General features: G+C 59.8%; 17 protein-coding genes. 14 read left to right on the plus strand and 3 right to left on the minus strand.

All coding sequences use genetic code 11. From position 1 onward, the window contains the following. The 10 genes from folK to KGA88_RS23310 all read left to right on the plus strand — a co-directional run bounded on the left by folK (window position 1) and on the right by KGA88_RS23310 (window position 12,647). Entirely contained in the window at window positions 1-486 is a 486-nt protein-coding gene (folK, locus tag KGA88_RS23265; protein ID WP_223594560.1) for a 2-amino-4-hydroxy-6-hydroxymethyldihydropteridine diphosphokinase, read from the plus strand. Between the two features lie 365 nt (window positions 487-851). Continuing rightward, window positions 852-1,652 carry a 3-methyl-2-oxobutanoate hydroxymethyltransferase gene (panB, locus tag KGA88_RS23270; RefSeq protein ID WP_110661771.1) on the plus strand — a complete coding sequence of 267 codons (801 nt, stop codon included), beginning with the start codon at window positions 852-854 and terminating at the stop codon, window positions 1,650-1,652. Further along, entirely contained in the window at window positions 1,649-2,509 is an 861-nt protein-coding gene (gene panC / locus KGA88_RS23275) for a pantoate--beta-alanine ligase (protein ID WP_110661772.1), read from the plus strand. Before panB ends, panC begins: the two co-directional genes overlap by 4 nt. 177 nt (window positions 2,510-2,686) lie before the next feature. Next, a complete protein-coding gene (gene panD, locus KGA88_RS23280) occupies window positions 2,687-3,067 on the plus strand; it encodes an aspartate 1-decarboxylase (RefSeq protein WP_008153310.1) in 381 nt (126 codons plus the stop codon). 224 nt (window positions 3,068-3,291) lie between these two features. Further along, complete coding sequence (gene pgi, locus KGA88_RS23285; protein ID WP_223594561.1) at window positions 3,292-4,956, plus strand: glucose-6-phosphate isomerase; 1,665 nt, start codon at window positions 3,292-3,294, stop codon at window positions 4,954-4,956. Between the two features lie 185 nt (window positions 4,957-5,141). Next, a complete protein-coding gene (gene acs / locus KGA88_RS23290) occupies window positions 5,142-7,079 on the plus strand; it encodes an acetate--CoA ligase (RefSeq protein ID WP_110662500.1) in 1,938 nt (645 codons plus the stop codon). Window positions 7,080-7,195: 116 nt separating this feature from the next. Next, window positions 7,196-8,068, plus strand: coding sequence for an oxygenase MpaB family protein (locus KGA88_RS23295; RefSeq protein WP_110662501.1), 873 nt, complete (start codon window positions 7,196-7,198; stop codon window positions 8,066-8,068). 209 nt (window positions 8,069-8,277) lie between these two features. Further along, window positions 8,278-9,294: a class I SAM-dependent rRNA methyltransferase gene (locus KGA88_RS23300; RefSeq protein ID WP_223594567.1), complete on the plus strand. Its 1,017-nt coding sequence runs from the start codon at window positions 8,278-8,280 to the stop codon at window positions 9,292-9,294. A gap of 93 nt (window positions 9,295-9,387) precedes the next feature. Continuing rightward, the gene (locus KGA88_RS23305) at window positions 9,388-12,351 is read left to right on the plus strand and encodes a DUF748 domain-containing protein (protein ID WP_223594568.1); all 2,964 of its coding nucleotides are present in this window, start codon (window positions 9,388-9,390) and stop codon (window positions 12,349-12,351) included. Beyond that, complete coding sequence (locus KGA88_RS23310; protein ID WP_223594571.1) at window positions 12,351-12,647, plus strand: DUF2845 domain-containing protein; 297 nt, start codon at window positions 12,351-12,353, stop codon at window positions 12,645-12,647. Before KGA88_RS23305 ends, KGA88_RS23310 begins: the two co-directional genes overlap by 1 nt. A 268-nt stretch (window positions 12,648-12,915) precedes the next feature. Here KGA88_RS23310 and KGA88_RS23315 read toward each other — a convergent pair whose 3' ends face one another. Together KGA88_RS23315 and KGA88_RS23320 are read right to left on the minus strand one after the other, a co-directional pair. Next, the gene (locus KGA88_RS23315) at window positions 12,916-13,272 is read right to left on the minus strand and encodes a BON domain-containing protein (protein ID WP_223594573.1); all 357 of its coding nucleotides are present in this window, start codon (window positions 13,270-13,272) and stop codon (window positions 12,916-12,918) included. Window positions 13,273-13,573: 301 nt separating this feature from the next. Beyond that, window positions 13,574-13,993 (minus strand): pilin, encoded by a 420-nt coding sequence (locus tag KGA88_RS23320; protein ID WP_223594575.1) that lies wholly within the window; start codon window positions 13,991-13,993, stop codon window positions 13,574-13,576. A gap of 227 nt (window positions 13,994-14,220) precedes the next feature. Here KGA88_RS23320 and KGA88_RS23325 point away from each other — a divergent pair, with 227 nt between their 5' ends. The 4 genes from KGA88_RS23325 to yacG are packed head-to-tail and all read left to right on the plus strand — an operon-like array spanning window position 14,221 to window position 17,129. After that, window positions 14,221-15,438 carry a type II secretion system F family protein gene (locus tag KGA88_RS23325; RefSeq protein ID WP_110657299.1) on the plus strand — a complete coding sequence of 406 codons (1,218 nt, stop codon included), beginning with the start codon at window positions 14,221-14,223 and terminating at the stop codon, window positions 15,436-15,438. Between the two features lies 1 nt (window position 15,439). Continuing rightward, window positions 15,440-16,312: a prepilin peptidase gene (locus KGA88_RS23330; RefSeq protein ID WP_110657297.1), complete on the plus strand. Its 873-nt coding sequence runs from the start codon at window positions 15,440-15,442 to the stop codon at window positions 16,310-16,312. Continuing rightward, window positions 16,309-16,932, plus strand: coding sequence for a dephospho-CoA kinase (gene coaE, locus KGA88_RS23335; RefSeq protein ID WP_223594578.1), 624 nt, complete (start codon window positions 16,309-16,311; stop codon window positions 16,930-16,932). Before KGA88_RS23330 ends, coaE begins: the two co-directional genes overlap by 4 nt. Next, complete coding sequence (gene yacG / locus KGA88_RS23340) at window positions 16,929-17,129, plus strand: DNA gyrase inhibitor YacG (protein ID WP_007970539.1); 201 nt, start codon at window positions 16,929-16,931, stop codon at window positions 17,127-17,129. Before coaE ends, yacG begins: the two co-directional genes overlap by 4 nt. A 34-nt stretch (window positions 17,130-17,163) precedes the next feature. Here the strand turns inward: yacG and KGA88_RS23345 are convergent, their stop codons facing one another. After that, the gene (locus KGA88_RS23345; RefSeq protein WP_223594705.1) at window positions 17,164-17,853 is read right to left on the minus strand and encodes an energy-coupling factor ABC transporter permease; all 690 of its coding nucleotides are present in this window, start codon (window positions 17,851-17,853) and stop codon (window positions 17,164-17,166) included. Window positions 17,854-17,871: the final 18 nt, after the last annotated feature.

Raw genomic sequence — 17,871 nt, forward strand, 5'->3', positions numbered from 1 at the left:
ATGGAACGCATCTACATCGGCATGGGCAGCAATCTGGCTGACCCCGCCGAACAATTGCGCAGCGCCGTCGAGGCGCTGTCGGACTTGCCGCAATCACGACTGGTCGGGGTGTCCGTGTTTTACCAAAGCGACTCGCTGCTACCCGGGCAACCGCGCTATACCAACGCGGTGGCGGCCCTCGACAGCACGCTGACGCCGCTGGAACTGCTGGATGCCTTGCAGGCCATTGAAAACGGCCAGGGTCGCGAACGTCTTGAGCGCTGGGGACCGCGCACGCTGGACCTCGACATCTTGCTGTTCGGTGACCGCCTGATCGACGAACCGCGCCTGAAGGTTCCCCACTACCACATGCAGGAACGGGCCTTCGTGCTGTACCCACTGGCGGAACTGGCACCTGCGGATCTGCGCCTGGCCGATGGCCGCGAGCTAAGTGAATTACTCGCCGCCTGCCCGTTCGTCGGCCTGGAACGCCTGCCCCCGATGTGACACAAATCCCCCTGTGGGAGCGGGCTTGCTCGCGAAAGCGGTGTATCAATCAACATTAATGTTGAATGTGATGCCCCCTTCGCGAGCAAGCCCGCTCCCACATTGGTTTTGTGTCGCGCACAAGATCTGCTGCTGAATCGCATCAGTTACCCCGGTAACACCCCACCCGTAACAATGCGGTAACACACGCAATTGACTTCCCTCGTTCTCCTCACGACTATAGGCGTCCCGCTGCCGCCAACACGGCGTTCAAGGGCGCAATCCAGGCCTTAAAAGCACGACAAAAGAGCGTGCGCCTGTATTCAACGAAGAATCACGCGCGTTACTCGCAGTAGTTTCCACAGCGCCTGAATGAGGAACTTTTCATGCCAGCCATCACCCTGACCACCCTGCAAGGTCTGAAGCAAAAAGGTGAAAAGATCACCATGCTGACCTGCTACGACGCGACCTTCGCCCATGCCTGCAATCAGGCTGGCGTCGAAGTGCTGCTGGTGGGCGACTCCCTCGGCATGGTTTTGCAGGGCCACGACAGCACCTTGCCTGTCACCACCGCGGAAATGGCTTACCACGTGGCTGCCGTCAAACGCGGTAACAGCGATGCCCTGATCCTCGCCGACCTGCCTTTCATGGCCTACGCCACCACCGAGCAAGCCATGACCAACAGCGCCCTGTTGATGCAGGCCGGCGCGCACATGGTCAAGGTTGAAGGTGCATTGTGGCTGGCCGATTCGATCCGCCTGCTGGCCGAACGTGGCATCCCTGTCTGCGCGCACATGGGCCTGACGCCGCAATCGGTGAACATCCTTGGCGGCTACAAGGTCCAGGGTCGCAATGAAAACCAGGCGCGGCAAATGCGTGCCGACGCGATTTCCCTGGAACAGGCTGGCGCGGCAATGCTGCTGCTCGAATGCGTCCCGAGCGAACTGGCAGAAGAAATCACCCAGGCGGTGAAGATTCCGGTGATCGGTATTGGCGCTGGCAATCGTACCGACGGCCAGGTGCTGGTCCTGCACGATATGCTGGGGTTGTCCATTACCGGCCGCGTGCCAAAGTTCGTGAAAAACTTCATGACTGGCCAGACCAGCATTGAAGCTGCACTGAATGCCTACGTGACTGAAGTCAAGGCGGCGACCTTCCCTGGGATCGAACACGGATTCTCTGCATGAACACCGTAAAAACCGTACGCGAACTGCGGGCCGCCGTGGCCCGTGCCCGTAGCGAAGGCAAGCGCATCGCCTTTGTGCCAACCATGGGCAACCTGCACAGCGGCCACGTTGCACTGGTGACCAAAGCCTCCCAGCGGGCGGACTTCGTGGTCGCGAGCGTTTTCGTCAACCCGCTGCAATTCGGTGCGGGTGAAGACCTCGACAAGTACCCGCGCACTCTCGCCGCCGACCAGGAAAAACTGCTCCAGGCCGGTTGCCATTTGCTGTTTGCCCCCGCTGTTGAAGAAATGTACCCCGACGGCATGGCCGGCCAGACCCGCGTCAGCGTCCCGCAATTGTCCGAAGGCCTGTGTGGCGCGAGTCGTCCGGGGCATTTCGAAGGTGTGGCGACGGTGGTCAGCAAGCTGTTCAACATGGTCCAGCCGGACCTGGCGATTTTCGGCGAGAAAGACTTCCAGCAACTGGCGGTGATTCGCGCGCTGGTACATGACCTGAACATGCCGATCCAGATCATCGGAGAGCCGACCGTTCGCGCGGCCGATGGCCTGGCGCTGTCCTCGCGCAACGGCTTCCTCAACGAAGAGCAGCGGGCCGTGGCGCCGGTGGTGTATCGCACGTTGAGCGAGATCGCCGGGGCGATTAAACAAGGTGAGCGCGACTTTCCTGCGTTGATCGGCATGAAGCTGCAACAGCTCGAAGCTGCCGGCCTGCGCCCGGATTACCTGGAAATCCGCCACGCCCTGACCTTGCGCCCGGCAAATGCGCAGGATCGTGACCTGGTGATTCTGGTGGCGGCGTTCCTCGGGACTACGCGGTTGATCGACAACCTGCACCTGAACCTCGACGCGCCAATCTAAACACCGAAAAAACCTGTAGGAGCGAGCTTGCTCGCGATGAACTCCGACGCGCCGCGTACATTCAGGAAATACGCGTAATCGTTAACGTCCATCGCGAGCAAGCCCGCTCCCACAGTCAGATCTGCTCGTCCCCCACAAACCCTTCGGGCCATTTGCCCGCCGACCTGGGAAATACTCATGCACGCCATCATGCTCAAAGCCAAGCTGCATCGCGCCGAAGTCACCCACGCCGTACTCGATTACGAAGGTTCCTGCGCCATCGACGGCGAATGGCTGGACCTGTCCGGTATCCGTGAGTACGAACAGATCCAGATCTACAACATCGACAACGGCGAGCGCTTCACCACCTACGCCATCCGTGGCGAAGAAGGTTCGCGCATGATCTCGGTCAACGGCGCCGCGGCACACAAGGCCAAGGTCGGCGATCGCGTGATCATCTGCGCTTACGCCCATTACAGCGAAGCCGAACTGCTCAACTTCAAGCCACGCATGCTCTACATGGCACCGGGCAATGAATTGAGTCACACCAGCAACGCCATTCCGGTCCAGGTCGCCTGATCCGAGTCCTGTCTCTTCCGTTTGTCGGACTATTCCTAACTTCGATGTTAAAAAAGTACCGGAAACAGGTCAGACAAAGTCAAGACAGATCATTGCGCGGGGTTTACTGTAGTCGCCCTGCGCCATGAAATCGTGTCGACGCAGTTGACCGGAACGCCCATCCATAGCGCTCCGGGATTTTTAGTGTTCAAAAGGCCGTTCAAGTAATAAGGAAACCCGCAGCGATGGCGTATTACCGCACTCCTCACGACGTTACCGCTCTGCCTGCCTGGCAAGCGCTGAATGACCACCGCCAAGCCATGCAGGATTTCAGCATGCGCGAAGCCTTCAATGCCGATCCGCAGCGTTTTACTCAATTCACCCTCAGCAGCTGCGGTCTTTTTCTCGACTACTCGAAGAACCTGATCAACGCCGAGACCCGCAATCTGCTGGTGGGCCTGGCCAACGAAGTCGATCTCAAGGGCGCGATCAAATCGCTGTTCGACGGCGAAATCGTCAACGCTTCCGAAGGTCGTCCAGCCCTGCACACCGCCCTGCGTCGCCCGGTAGGCGACAAGCTGTCGGTCAACGGCGTCAACGTGATGCCGGAAGTGCACAAGGTGCTGAACCAGATCACCGACCTCGTGGGCCGTATCCACGATGGTCTGTGGCGCGGTTACACCGAGAAGCCGATCACTGACGTGGTCAACATCGGCATCGGTGGCTCCTTCCTCGGCCCGGAACTGGTGTCCGAAGCCTTGCTGTCCTACGCCCAGAAAGGCGTGCGTTGCCATTACCTGGCAAACATCGACGGCAGCGAATTCCACGAATTGACCATGAAGCTGCGCGCCGAGACCACGCTGTTCATCGTCTCGTCGAAATCCTTCAACACCCTCGAAACCCTGAAGAACGCCCAAGCCGCCCGTGCCTGGTACCTGGCCCAGGGTGGTTCGGAAGCCGAGCTGTATCGCCATTTCATCGCGGTATCGAGCAATAACGCCGCCGCGGTAGCGTTCGGCATCCGCGAAGAAAACATCTTCCCGATGTGGGACTGGGTCGGCGGCCGCTACTCGCTGTGGTCGGCCATCGGTTTGCCGATTGCCCTGGCCATCGGCATGTCCAACTTCAAGGAATTGCTGTCCGGTGCCTACACCATGGACCAGCACTTCCTGACCGCGCCGTTCGAACAGAACATGCCGGTGCTGCTGGCCTTGCTCGGCGTGTGGTACGGCAACTTCTGGGGCGCGCAAAGCCACGCGATCCTGCCGTACGATCACTACCTGCGTAACATCACCAAGCACTTGCAACAGCTGGACATGGAATCCAACGGCAAGAGCGTGCGCCAGGACGGCAAGCCGGTTTCCACCGACACCGGGCCGGTGATCTGGGGCGGCGTCGGCTGCAACGGTCAGCACGCTTACCACCAGTTGCTGCACCAGGGCACCCAGTTGATCCCGGCCGACTTCATCGTGCCGATCGTCAGCTTCAACCCGGTGTCCGACCACCACCAGTGGCTGTACGCCAACTGCCTGTCGCAAAGCCAGGCGCTGATGCTCGGCAAGACCTTGGCCGAGGCCGAAACCGAGCTGCGTGACAAGGGCCTGAGTGAAGACGAAGTGCAGAAACTCGCGCCACACAAGGTGATCCCGGGCAACCGTCCGAGCAACACCCTGGTTGTGGAGCGCATCAGCCCTCGTCGTCTCGGCGCTCTGGTGGCGATGTACGAACACAAAGTTTTCGTGCAGAGCGTGATCTGGGGCATCAACGCCTTCGACCAGTGGGGTGTGGAGCTGGGCAAAGAGCTGGGCAAAGGCGTCTACAACCGCCTGGTCGGCAGCGAAGAGGCGCCGGCCGAGGACGCTTCGACCCAAGGGCTGATCAATTACTTCCGTGGTCGTCACCGCGGGTGATTTGATGGCCCCCTGTAGGAGCTGGCTTGCCAGCGATGACGGTGTGTCAGTCCAATAAATTTTGACTGATCCACCGCTTTCGCTGGCAAGCCAGCTCCTACGAGGGTCGCACCGCTCCCCTCTTGAACCCATTGACCTCCTGGCGCATCTTTATCTTTGTCGCAAAACAAGAATAAGGAACCGTCATGTTCGATATCAGCACGTTCCCCAAAGCCGATGCCGTCCGCCGGGCTGCACAATTGAGTCAAGACGACTATCAGCGCCTGTACCGCGAATCCATTGAACACCCCAGTACGTTCTGGGCCGAACAGGCCACGCGTTTTCTCGACTGGAGCACGCCCTGGGAAACCGTCCAGCGCTACAACCTGAAAACCGGAGAAGCCAGCTGGTTTGCCGGTGGAAAGCTGAACGTCAGCTACAACTGCATCGACCGGCACCTGGAAAAACGCGGCGATCAGGTCGCCATCATCTGGGAAGGCGACGACCCTGCCGACTCGACCTCGATCACCTACAAACAACTGCATGAAAACGTCTGCCGCCTGGCCAACGTGCTGAAAAGCCGTGGCGTGAAAAAAGGCGACCGCGTGTGCATCTACATGCCGATGATTCCCGAAGCCGCCTACGCCATGCTGGCCTGTACCCGTATCGGCGCAGTGCACTCAGTCGTATTTGGCGGCTTCTCCCCGGACTCCGTACGCGACCGGATTCTCGACGCCGACTGCCAAACCGTGATCACTGCCGACGCGGGAGTACGCGGCGGCAAGGCCGTACCGCTCAAGGAAAAGGTCGACAAGGCCCTACAGAGTTGTCCGAATGTCAGCACCGTCATCGTGGTCGAACACTCCAAGAGTGAGGTGGACTGGGTCGAAGGCCGGGACATCAAGTATCAGCAGGCCCTGCGCGATGCCAGCGCCGATTGCCCGCCCGAGCCGATGGACGCCGAGGACCCGTTGTTCATCCTCTACACCTCCGGCAGCACCGGCAAACCCAAGGGCGTGTTGCACACCACTGGCGGCTACCTGCTGCAAGCCGCAATGACCTTCAAGTACGTGCTGGACTACCGCGACGGCGAAGTCTTCTGGTGCACCGCCGATGTCGGCTGGGTCACAGGCCACAGCTACATCGTCTACGGCCCGCTGGCCAACGGCGCGACCACGCTGATCTTCGAAGGCGTGCCAAGCTACCCGACTACCTCGCGTTTCTGGCAGGTGATCGACAAGCACAAGGTAAACATTTTCTATACCGCCCCGACGGCCCTGCGCTCGTTAATGCGCGAAGGCCCCGGACCGTTGCAGCAAACATCCCGCGCCAGCATCAGGCTACTCGGTACGGTGGGTGAGCCGATCAACCCGGAAGCGTGGGAGTGGTACTTCCATGAGGTCGGAGAAGAGCGCTGCCCGATCGTCGATACCTGGTGGCAGACCGAAACCGGCGGCATCATGCTCAGCCCTTTGGTCAGTGCGCAGCGGATCAAGCCTGGTTGTGCGACACAACCGATGTTCGGCGTGCAGCCGGTACTGCTCGACGAGCAGGGCAAGGAAATCAAAGGCGCCGGCAGTGGCGTACTGGCCATCAAGTCCAGTTGGCCAGCACAGATCCGCAGTGTCTACGGCGATCCGCAGCGCATGATCGACACCTACTTCAAGCCCTACCCCGGCTACTACTTCACCGGCGATGGCGCGCGGCGCGATGAGGATGGTGATTACTGGATCACCGGGCGCATCGACGATGTGATCAACGTTTCCGGCCACCGCATCGGCACCGCCGAAGTGGAAAGCGCCCTGGTGCTGCACGAGAGCATCGCCGAGGCCGCTGCGGTCGGTTATCCCCACGACATCAAGGGCCAGGGCATCTATGTCTTTGTCACGCCCATGAACGGCGTCGAAACCAATGATGAACTGAAGAAAGAATTGCTGGCCCTTGTCAGCCAGGAAATCGGCAGTTTCGCCAAGCCGGACTTGATCCAGTGGGCGCCGGCCTTGCCGAAAACCCGCTCAGGCAAGATCATGCGACGCATTCTGCGCAAGATCGCCTGCAATGAACTCGACAGCCTGGGCGACACTTCGACCCTGGCCGATCCAAGCGTGGTACAAGGCTTGATCGATAAACGCCTGAATCAATAACGTGCCTTTGTAGGAGCGAACTCGCTCGCGATGAACTCAAGCGCGCCGCGTGTATTCAGGAGAAACGCGTTACCGTTAACGACCATCGCGAGCAAGCTCGCGCCTACAGAGTGGCCATGGAATTCATTCGCACCCGCATCGAAACCCAGATCATGAGCCTGACCGGTCTGTCCCTGGGCAAGCTCGACCTGGAAAACCCCAAGGGCGACCCCGGCCTGTTCGGGCCGGACTCGGTGAGTTGGCAAGTCCATGGTGATTTCAGCAGCATGCTGATAGGTGGCATCAGCGCCTTGATGCTGCAAGCCCTGCACCCGCTGGCATTGGCCGGGGTCTGGGACCATTCGAACTTTCGTGAAGACATGCTCGGTCGCCTGCGCCGCACCGGGCAGTTCATCTCCGGTACCACTTTCGGTTCGCGGCAGGACGCCGACTGGCTGATCGAAAAAGTCCGCACCATTCATTTGCAGATTACCGGCACGGCGCCGGATGGACGCCCCTACGCCGCCAGCGATCCCCAATTGCTGACGTGGGTGCATGTGGCGGAAGTCAGCAACTTCCTCGCCGCGCATTTGCGCTATCGCAATCCGCACCTGTCCCCGGCCGACCAGGATCGCTATTACGCTGAAATTGCCATGATCGCCGAGCGCCTCGGCGCCCGGGATGTGCCCCGTTCGCGGCAGGAAATTGCCGACTACCTTGAGCGCATGCGCCCACAGTTACTATGCGACGAACGCAGCCGGGAAGTCCTGCGCCTGTTGCTGAACGCTCCCTCCCCCAGTCGTTTGGCCAAGCCATTCGGCGGGTTGATGATGCAGGCTGGAATCGATCTGCTGCCGGACTGGGCCAGCGACATGCTCGGCGTCAGCCAGAGCCCGTTGCAACGCAAGCTGATCCGCGCCAGCGTCAATCGCAGCGCGCCTATGCTGCGCTGGGCGGTGCGTAATGGCTCGGTGCAGCGGGCCAAGCGGCGGATGGGTTTACTGACCTGAATACAACTTCTTGAATGTGATCACTCTGTGGCGAGGGAGCTTGCTCCCGTTCGAGTGCGCAGCACTCGCCTATAAATCGAAACGTACCAGGATTGTGGGGCCGCTTCGCAGCCCAGCGGGAGCAAGCTCCCTCGCCACAGGCAAGCCCCTCATCTCAGCTTCAAACTGTTAAACTCCCGCGCCCAATTCTCTCCTGCAAGGCGCCCAGCATGTCTTCCTTGAATCAGGCGCTGCGCGCCGCCCTCGATCAACGCCAGGACCTGCTCGCCGAACTGCACCAGCAAGGCACCGATTGCTATCGCCTGTTCCACGGCAGCCAGGAAGGTGCCGGTGGCCTGACCATCGACCGTTACGGCCCGCAGTTGCTGGTGCAAAGTTTCCACCAGGCGCTGGAGCGAGAGACGCTGCTGCAACTGCACGAAACGATCAATCAACATCTGGGTTTTGCAACCCTGCTGGTCTACAACGACCGCTCCCGGGGCAACTCGCGCATCGACCGCGAAGACATCGTCTACCGTGCCGACGAAGCCGCCCTGCAAGACCTGGTCGGCCACGAATGGGGCCTGAACTATCGGGTCCGTGGCCGCCATGCCGGACAAGACCCGCTGCTGTTCCTCGACCTGCGCAACACCCGTGGCTGGGTCAAGGATCACAGCAAGAACAAAAGCGTACTGAACCTGTTCGCCTACACCTGTGGTGTCGGCCTCAGTGCGGCTGCGGGCGGAGCGCGCGAGGTCTGTAACCTGGACTTCGCCGAAGGCAACCTGGCGGTCGGTCGGGAGAACGGTTTGCTCAACCCGCAGTTGCCGACCATGGAATTTATCCAGTCCGACTACTTCCCGGCCATACGCCAACTGGCCGGCTTGCCGATCAGCCAGCGCCGCGGGCAAAAACTGCCAAGTTATCAGCGCCTGGAACAGCGCCAGTACGATCTGGTGCTGCTCGACCCACCGGCCTGGGCCAAGAGCGCATTCGGCACCGTCGACCTGCTACGCGACTACCAGAGCCTGCTCAAGCCAGCCTTGCTGACCACCGCCGACAACGGCGTGTTGATCTGCTGCAACAACCTGGCGAAAGTCAGCATGGACGACTGGCGCGAGCAGGTGTTGCGTTGTGCAGAGAAAGCCGGACGACCAGTGCGTGAGTGCACCGTGATGAAGCCGGGCGGCGACTTTCCGTCGATGGATCAGCAACCACCACTGAAAACCCTGATCCTGCAGCTCTGACCGTGGTCGGAGAAATCTGAAAATTCCTGAACAGGCCGATCACTTCGGAACCGGAAACGCGTGCCATACTCCAAGGCACTCCGATTCAGACAGATGAAGCCACACATGTACAAAGGATTGATACGCGCCATCGGCGCCTTGTTGACTGCTCTGGCCCTCTACAGCTTGCTGGGCTTTCTGATTTTACCGGGGGTCGCGTTGCGCGTTGCCAACCAGCAACTGGCCAACTACGCCACCACCCCCGCCACAATCCAGCGGATCGAGTTCAATCCGTTCAGCCTCGAACTGACCCTCTGGGGCCTGAACATCGGCGAGCCCGGCAAGGAGCAGGTCGCTTTCGAACGCCTGTACGCCAACCTGCAACTCGACAGTCTGTGGACCAAGGCGGTGCACCTGGCCGATATCGAACTGGACAAGCCCAAGACCGAGATCCTCTTCAGCAAGGACGGCAAACTCAATCTGCTTGGGCTGTTCAAACTGCCAGAGAGCGAACCCACACCGGCCGACCCGGATGCCAAGCCATTTCCGCTGCGCATCGAGCGGATCAAACTGGCCGGCGGCGCCGTACACTTTGAAGACGCCCGGCCCAGCGAGCCCATCGAGTTTCTCTACGACACACTCGATTTCGAGCTGAAAAACCTCAGCACCCTGCCCGAAGACAGCGCCGACATGACCCTGGTGGCCATCGGTCCCAACGGCGGACAGATCGACTGGACCGGCAACTTCAGCCTGATCCCGATTGCCTCCGAAGGTAAGCTGAAAATCACTGATGGCAAGATGAAAGCCTTTTGGCCCTATGTGCGCGATGCCGTACCACTGGACCTCGAACATGGCGTGATGAGCATCAGTACCGACTACAAACTCAACCTGGCCAAGGAAACCGAGCTGCTGCTGAACAATGTAGCGGTCAACATCGCCCCCTTCGCGATCAAGGCCCCGGATGGCCGGCCACTGGTGAAACTTGAGCGCCTGGACATCAGCGAAACCACGGTGGATCTGGCCAAACAGAAAGTGGTGGTCGGCAAGATCCGCAGCAACAAACTGGAGACCTGGGCCGCACTGGAATCGGACGGCCAGCTCGACTGGCAGAAACTGTTCGCCAGCCAGCCATCCAAACCCGCAGCCAAAGCCAAGGCCAAGGCGGATGCCGAACCGGCCAGTGCTCCGGCAGCGGCAGACTCGCCGAAACCTGAACCGGCCGCGCCAGACAAACCCTGGCAGGTGCTGCTCAAGGATGTGCAGTTGCGCGATTACACGGTGCATCTGGCTGACCGCAAGGCACAACCCGCCGTCGCCCTCGACTTGAGCCCGCTGAACCTCGACCTGCAAAACTTCGACAGCCTCAACGGCTCGCCCTTTACCCTCAAGCTCGATACCGGCGTGGGCAAGCAAGGCAAGATCATGGCCGATGGCGAGGTTAACCTGGCCCCTGTCAGCGCCACGCTGAAGGTACAGACCAAGGACATCGACCTGCGGGTTGCCCAGTCCTACATCACGCCGTTCATTCGCCTGGAACTGCGCAGCGGCATGCTCGGCAGTGACCTGGCGGTCAACCTGAAAAGCACCGAGCCCCTGGCCTTCAACGTCACCGGCCGCGCCCAGGTCGATCAGTTGCACACCCTGGACACCCTGAAGACCCGCGACTTCCTCAAGTGGCAACAGGTCGTGGTCGAAGGCCTGAACTATCAGCATGGGGACAGCCTGTCGATCGACAAGATCAACCTGTTCCAGCCCTATGCGCGCCTCATGATCAACGATGATCGCACCACCAATATCGATGACCTGCTGATTCCGCAGCCGGCGGACTCCGGAGCAAAAACCGCGGCGAGCAAACCGGCCAGCAAGGAAAAGCCGCTGGGCATCCACATCGGCGGCATTTTCATCAATGACGGTTCGGCCAACTTCGCCGACTTCAGCCTGACACCGAACTTCGCCACCGCCATCCAGCAACTCAACGGGCAGATCGGCACCATCGACAGCCGCCAGCCAAAACCGGCCGGTGTCGACATCAAGGGCAAGGTCGATCGCTACGCGCCGGTGACCATCAAGGGCGCCGTCAATCCGTTCGACCCGATGGCCAGCCTCGACATCGCCACCAGCTTCAAACGCGTGGAACTGACCACGCTGACGCCCTACTCCGGCAAGTTCGCCGGCTACCGTATCCGCAAGGGCCGGCTCAATCTCGACCTGCACTACCAGATCACCAAGGGCCAACTCAAAGCTGAAAACAAAGTGGTGGTTGAACAGTTGCAACTGGGTGAAAAAGTAGACAGCCCGGATGCCGTGAGCCTGCCGCTGAAACTGGCCATTGCCTTGCTCAAGGACGTCGACGGCAAGATTTCCATCGAACTGCCGGTCACCGGCGACCTGAACAACCCGCAATTCAGCATCATGCCGATTGTCTGGCAGACCCTGCGTAACCTGATCGTCAAAGCCGCGGCAGCGCCGTTCAAGCTCATTGGTGGGCTGGTCAACGGTGGTGGGGCGGAAGACCTGGGTAGTGTTTCCTTCGCAGCGGGTTCCAGCGACCTGAGCAAGGACGCCGAAGGCGCTCTGGACAAACTCTCCAAGGCGCTCAAGGAACGCCCGGCCCTGCGCCTGGAAATCGAAGGCACCGCCGCCCAGAGCAGTGATGGCCCGCTGATCGCCGAACAACGCCTGGAACGTGAATACCAGTACAACTACTACAAAATGCTCCAGCGCCGCGGTGACAAGGTCCCGGCCCAGGCTTCGTTGCTGGAAGTGCCGGACGGGGAAAAAGGCCCGCTGCTCGAAGGTATCTACCGCACCCGTCTGAAAGCCCAGCCCCCTGCCGAATGGAAGGATCTGGGCAAGGAAGATCGCACCGCGAAAATGCGGGCCGAGGTGATCAAGTTCTGGAGCTCCAGTGACGTGTTGTTACGCCAACTGGGCCAGGAGCGCGCCAGCAGCATCAAGGATTACCTGGTCGACAAGGCCCAGCTGGAAGACGACCGGGTGTACTTCATCGACGCCAATCTGGGCGAGGCAGAAAGTGACGGCCGCGTGGTAACGCCGATGCATCTGGATGCCGAGTGATGATCCGGTGGTGGCTGACAGGCCTGGTTCTGGCGCTGTCGGCCAGTCAGGCCTGGGCGACCGATACCCTGCGCTGTGGCAGCCAATTGATCAGCATCGGCGACCGCTCGAGTGAGGTCCTGCAGAAATGCGGCGAGCCGATCAGTCGCGACCTGCTGGGTTACAAGCGCAGTGCAGATCGGCGCGAGGAGTTTCAGGTCGAGGAATGGACCTACGGACCGAAGGGTGGCATGTATCAATACTTGCGATTTGAAGGCAACCGGCTGAAACAGATCACCAGCAAGCGCGGCAATTGATTAGCACTATCCAATGTGGGAGCGGGCTTGCTCGCGAAGGCGATAGATCAGTCAACTTGTTGGTTGAATGGCACACCGCTTTCGCGAGCAAGCCCGCTCCCACATTGGGTTTTCAGCGTCCCACATAGAACAGGCCCCGGCAAAAATGCGCGGGGCCTGTGCTGGCCAAACTCCTTTTGGCCTTTCGCATGAACACTCAGGTTGCAACAGACGTATGACTCTGCCCGTCTGTCGCACCTTCTCCCGGTCCAGGCGAGAAGCCTTAGCCTTACTCGGCTTTCAGGCCGTCAGCGGAAACCGCTTTGACGCCTTTGATTTTCTTGGTAATGGCCACGGCGGTGGTTTTCTGCGCTTCGGTGACCGCCACGGTGGACGACAGCGATACGACGCCTTTGTTGGTTTCGACTTTGATGTCGGTGCCAGGAATGCCTTTTTCGGTCATCAGGTCACTTTTGACTTTGGTGGTGATCCAGGTATCGGAAGTAGCTTCTTCAGCCTTGGTCATTTCACCCGCCGCCAGGGTCATTGGAGCCTGGGTGGCTTGAGTGGTCTGGGCGAATGCCGCGTTTGCCATGGTCAGGGTCAGCGCGGTAGCAGTAGCGGCAGCGATAGCGAACTTCTTCATACGAGTAACTCCTGTTTTTCTGAAAAGTCTGCCGGGTGTCATGTCGGCAGGGTTACCAGGGATATTGCGAACGCTGTGCCAACTTTGAAACAAAAGATAAAACCTTATAAATCAATAAGTTATAAAATCAGTCAATTTTCGAAATCATGCAAAATGCACGAGAAGCACAAACACTGCATGCAAGTTGCGGGTTTATGGAAAGTTCCTAAGATGCTGAAATTTCTGAGCTTTGTCTGCGGCATTTGACGATGGGTCGACAAACAGGAAAAACCCCGCCAAAGCGGGGATTTGATTCAGCCATTCATGCCCCAGAACCGGAACACCCTTTAGGCAAGTAATCCACGGAAACGCTGCTCTTGCATGACCAGCCTTTGGTTTCATCCCGTGTCAGGGTGACGGTTTTGCCCTGGACCACCCCCGGGGCATTGTGCAACGTACAAACGATTGATCCCCCTCCGGCCGCAGTTGTATCCGTGACAGCGAGGGCGCAGTGGTTGGTTGAGGTCTCGCCAGCAGGCGCCACGTTGGTAATTGTCGGAGTGTCCCCCTGATTGATCACATCCTCGAACGGCACCTTCATCGCCGTCAGTTCGGCCAGCGCCGCAGTGACCTTGGCCCGAGCCTGGTATTTGGAATACATCGGCAAACCCAGCGTGGCCAGGATCCCGATGATCGCCACCACGACGAGCAACTCGATCAGGGTAAAACCTTTTTGATTCATATACAGACTCCATGCATGAGTCGAAGGCTCATGACCTGCCCCATGGCAGCACAGCCTGTGCCAAGGCCGGAAGCCCCTGTTGGCAGGGGGCTGGGCGGCTGCAAAGCCCTTTCCCACAACTAGGATCAGCACTATCTGACGTTTTTTGTCACCTCACCCTTGCCGGTTTGGCTCCATCGTTTGACTAGGCTATAAGACCCACTCAAGCGGATTACCCAGGACTGAACATGGCGGTCAAGGCAGCGAAAATCAGCGTGTATGCATGGGAAGGCATTGACCGCAAAGGCACAAAGGTAACCGGTGAGCTCAGCGCTCAAAACCCCGCGCTGATCAAGGCGAAACTGCGCAGGCAAGGCATCAGTCCCGGCAAGGTTCGCAAAAAGAACCAGTCGGTTTTCAACATGGGCAAGCGCATCAAGGCCCAGGACATTGCCCTGTTCACCCGGCAAATGGCGACGATGATGAAGGCCGGCGTGCCGTTGCTGCAGTCGTTCGACATCATCGGCGAAGGCTTTGACAATCCGGCCATGCGCACGCTGGTGGACGAACTGAAACAGGAAGTCGCGGCAGGCAGCAGTTTCGCCGCCGCCCTGCGCAAGAAACCCCGGTATTTCGATGAACTGTATTGCAACCTGGTGGATGCCGGCGAGCAGGCCGGTGCCCTCGATACCCTTTTGGAGCGGGTCGCGACCTACAAGGAAAAAAGCGAAAGTCTCAAGGCCAGGATCAGGAAAGCCATGACCTACCCGCTGGTGGTGGTGTTCGTCGCGGCGATTGTCACCGGGATTCTGCTGGTCAATGTCGTGCCGCAGTTCGAGTCGGTGTTCAAAGGCTTCGGCGCCGAACTGCCGGCCTTCACCGTGATGGTCATTGGCCTGTCGCAATTCATGCAGGCCTGGTGGTGGGTGGTCCTCGGCGCGCTGGTAACGATGGCCTTCGGCATGCGTCACGCCCTCAGGACATCCCCGGCCTGCCGTGACCGGACGGACACCTGGCTGCTTAAACTGCCGCTGGTTGGCACATTGATGTACAAGTCCGCCGTGGCCCGATTCGCCCGTACGCTGTCGACTACTTTCGCGGCCGGCGTGCCACTGGTAGAGGCCCTGGAATCAGTGGCCGGCGCGACCGGCAACATCGTTTTCAAGCGTGCGGTATTGCGCATCCGCCAGGACGTTTCGACCGGCATGCAATTGAATTTCGCCATGCGTACCTCCGGCGTCTTTCCGAACATGGCGATACAGATGACCGCCATCGGCGAAGAGTCAGGCGCCCTGGACGCTATGCTCGACAAAGTCGCGGGGTTCTACGAAGACAACGTCGATAACATGGTCGATAACCTCACCAGCCTGATGGAACCGTTCATCATGGTGGTGCTGGGTGTTATCGTCGGTGGACTGGTAGTTGCCATGTACCTGCCCATCTTCCAACTTGGCTCAGCGATCTGACATGCCCTTGAATGAAATTCTGACCCACTTTCCGCTGGCCTTTGTCCTTCTCGCAGGCATCACCGGCCTGCTGGTCGGCAGTTTCCTCAATGTCGTGATCTGGCGCCTGCCGAAAATGCTCGAACGCGACTGGCGTGAGCAGGCTCATGACATTCTCGGGCTGCCTGGCGAAACGCCGGTGCCCACCTACAACCTGCTGCTGCCCCATTCCCAATGCCCGCACTGCGCTCACCGGATCCGCGCCTGGGAAAACATTCCGCTGCTCAGTTATGTGTTTTTGCGCGGCCGCTGTTCAGCCTGCGCGGCGGCGATCAGCCCGCGCTATCCGTTAACCGAACTGGCTTGTGGCGCGCTATCGGCGTTTGTCGCCTGGCACTTCGGCTTCGGTTGGCCAGCCTGCCTGGTGATGGTCCTGAGCTGGGGTTTGCTGGCGATGAGCCTGATCGACGCCGAACATCAGATATTGCCAGACGTGCTGGTGCTGCCATTGCTATGGCTGGGGTTGATCATCAACAGTTTCGGCCTATTCGCGTCGTTGCACGAGGCGCTTTGGGGGGCGATTGCCGGCTACAGCGTGCTGTGGGCGGTGTTCTGGCTGTTCAAGCTGATCACGGGCAAGGACGGCATGGGCTACGGTGATTTCAAGCTGCTGGCGATGCTGGGCGCCTGGGGTGGCTGGCAGATTTTGCCGCTGACCATCCTGCTGTCTTCGCTGGTGGGTGCCATTATCGGCTTGATGATGCTGCGCTGGCGCAATGCAAAAACCTCGACGCCGATCCCTTTCGGTCCCTATCTGGCCATTGCCGGCTGGATTGCGTTGCTCTGGGGTGGTCAAATAACCGATCTCTATTGGCAGTTTGTCGGTTTGAAATGAATACCCCTGTGGAAAAACCCTGGATTCTCGGCCTGACCGGCGGCATCGGCAGCGGCAAAAGTGCCGCCGCCCAACACTTCATCGACCTGGGCGTGCATGTGGTCGACGCCGACCATGCCGCGCGCTGGGTAGTTGAACCTGGTCGCCCGGCACTGGCACAAATCGCCGGGCACTTCGGCCCAGGCGTGTTGCAGGTCGACGGGCAACTGGACCGCGCCGCGCTACGCAAATTGATCTTCGAAGTGCCTGAAGAGCGCCGCTGGCTGGAGGCCCTCCTGCATCCACTGATCGGCGAGGAAATCGCTCACCACCTGGCGCTGGCAAAATCGCCTTATGCGATTCTGGTTTCGCCGCTGCTGATCGAGTCCGGACAATACGCCATGACCCAACGGGTGCTGGTGATCGATGCCCCGGAACAATTGCAGATTGAACGCACCCTGCAACGAGACCAGACCAGCGAACAGCAAGTCCAGGCGATCCTCAAGGCCCAGTCCAGCCGCCAGGATCGCGTGAGCCATGCCGACGACGTCGTGGTCAATGACCGCGACCTTGCCTGGCTGCACAGCGAGGTCGAACGCCTGCATCACTTTTATCTTACTTTGCGTGGAGGCCAGTCATGAGCCAACCAACAACCGTCGAATGCCCTACCTGTGGCGCCCCCGTGGAATGGACCGCCGAGAGCAAATTCCGGCCCTTCTGCTCCGACCGCTGCAAACTGATCGACCTGGGCGCCTGGGCGTCCGAAGAACACAAGATTCCAGTGGCTCCCGATGCCGAGGACGAGATGTTCAGCGGTGACTTCGACCCGCGTCACTGATCCCGATCATGGCGATGCCAGGCCTTGATGCGAATCAAGGCTTGGGATCGTCATCTTTCCAGGGGGCCGAGAGGTAGCGGGTGCGGTTGAACGTCTCCAGCCATTCCGGGCAGAACACCACCAGCGCACTGACGATCATGCCGTTGATAAACGCTTCGGGGAAAATGATCAGCCACAGGTAACCGACAAAATCCTCCAGCCAATACGGCATCTCGAAACGCTCATCGAACCACAGCAACCACAGTGCCAGCAGCAGGCACAGCAGCGCCGACAGCGCGGCGGCGAAAAATCCGGAAACGAAGATATACACGAAGGGATTTCGCGGTTGCGCGCGCTCCACCAGAATGGCGCAGCACTCGGTAACCAGCACCGGCAGGGCAATCAACAGCGCGCCATTGACCCCGACCGCCGCCAGATCCTGTCGGCCGAGCAACACCAGCCCCATCTGCGCCACCAAGCCGCCCATCAGCGCCAGCGGCCAGTCCAGCAACAGCGTTACCGCTGTCATGCCGATGAAGTGGTAAGACACGCCGGTATCAAAGTCGCGCCGCACCAGCCACAGCAAAAACAGCGCAAACACCGTTCCGAACAGCAGATGCTGACGGCGGCTGTCGGTGAACAGTTCAACCCACGGCGCGCGACAGATCGCCCAGATCAACACCGGCACATAGATCAGCCAGCCGACCGCAAGGGTTTGCGATGACAGCAACTCTGCACCGATCATGGCTACGCGCGACTCCTT

Source organism: Pseudomonas sp. A-R-19 (assembly GCF_019956575.1).
GTDB lineage: Bacteria > Pseudomonadota > Gammaproteobacteria > Pseudomonadales > Pseudomonadaceae > Aquipseudomonas.

Coding starts and splice junctions, on each gene's coding strand:
- panC (WP_110661772.1), top strand. CDS start 1,649: ATGAACACCGTAAAAACCGTACGCGAACTGCGGGCCGCCGTGGCCCGT.
- KGA88_RS23330 (WP_110657297.1), top strand. CDS start 15,440: ATGCCCTTGAATGAAATTCTGACCCACTTTCCGCTGGCCTTTGTCCTT.
- pgi (WP_223594561.1), top strand. CDS start 3,292: ATGGCGTATTACCGCACTCCTCACGACGTTACCGCTCTGCCTGCCTGG.
- KGA88_RS23295 (WP_110662501.1), top strand. CDS start 7,196: ATGGAATTCATTCGCACCCGCATCGAAACCCAGATCATGAGCCTGACC.
- panB (WP_110661771.1), top strand. CDS start 852: ATGCCAGCCATCACCCTGACCACCCTGCAAGGTCTGAAGCAAAAAGGT.
- KGA88_RS23300 (WP_223594567.1), top strand. CDS start 8,278: ATGTCTTCCTTGAATCAGGCGCTGCGCGCCGCCCTCGATCAACGCCAG.
- KGA88_RS23325 (WP_110657299.1), top strand. CDS start 14,221: ATGGCGGTCAAGGCAGCGAAAATCAGCGTGTATGCATGGGAAGGCATT.
- KGA88_RS23315 (WP_223594573.1), bottom strand. CDS start 13,272: ATGAAGAAGTTCGCTATCGCTGCCGCTACTGCTACCGCGCTGACCCTG.
- KGA88_RS23305 (WP_223594568.1), top strand. CDS start 9,388: ATGAAGCCACACATGTACAAAGGATTGATACGCGCCATCGGCGCCTTG.
- coaE (WP_223594578.1), top strand. CDS start 16,309: ATGAATACCCCTGTGGAAAAACCCTGGATTCTCGGCCTGACCGGCGGC.
- folK (WP_223594560.1), top strand. CDS start 1: ATGGAACGCATCTACATCGGCATGGGCAGCAATCTGGCTGACCCCGCC.
- acs (WP_110662500.1), top strand. CDS start 5,142: ATGTTCGATATCAGCACGTTCCCCAAAGCCGATGCCGTCCGCCGGGCT.
- KGA88_RS23345 (WP_223594705.1), bottom strand. CDS start 17,853: ATGATCGGTGCAGAGTTGCTGTCATCGCAAACCCTTGCGGTCGGCTGG.
- panD (WP_008153310.1), top strand. CDS start 2,687: ATGCACGCCATCATGCTCAAAGCCAAGCTGCATCGCGCCGAAGTCACC.
- yacG (WP_007970539.1), top strand. CDS start 16,929: ATGAGCCAACCAACAACCGTCGAATGCCCTACCTGTGGCGCCCCCGTG.
- KGA88_RS23320 (WP_223594575.1), bottom strand. CDS start 13,993: ATGAATCAAAAAGGTTTTACCCTGATCGAGTTGCTCGTCGTGGTGGCG.
- KGA88_RS23310 (WP_223594571.1), top strand. CDS start 12,351: ATGATCCGGTGGTGGCTGACAGGCCTGGTTCTGGCGCTGTCGGCCAGT.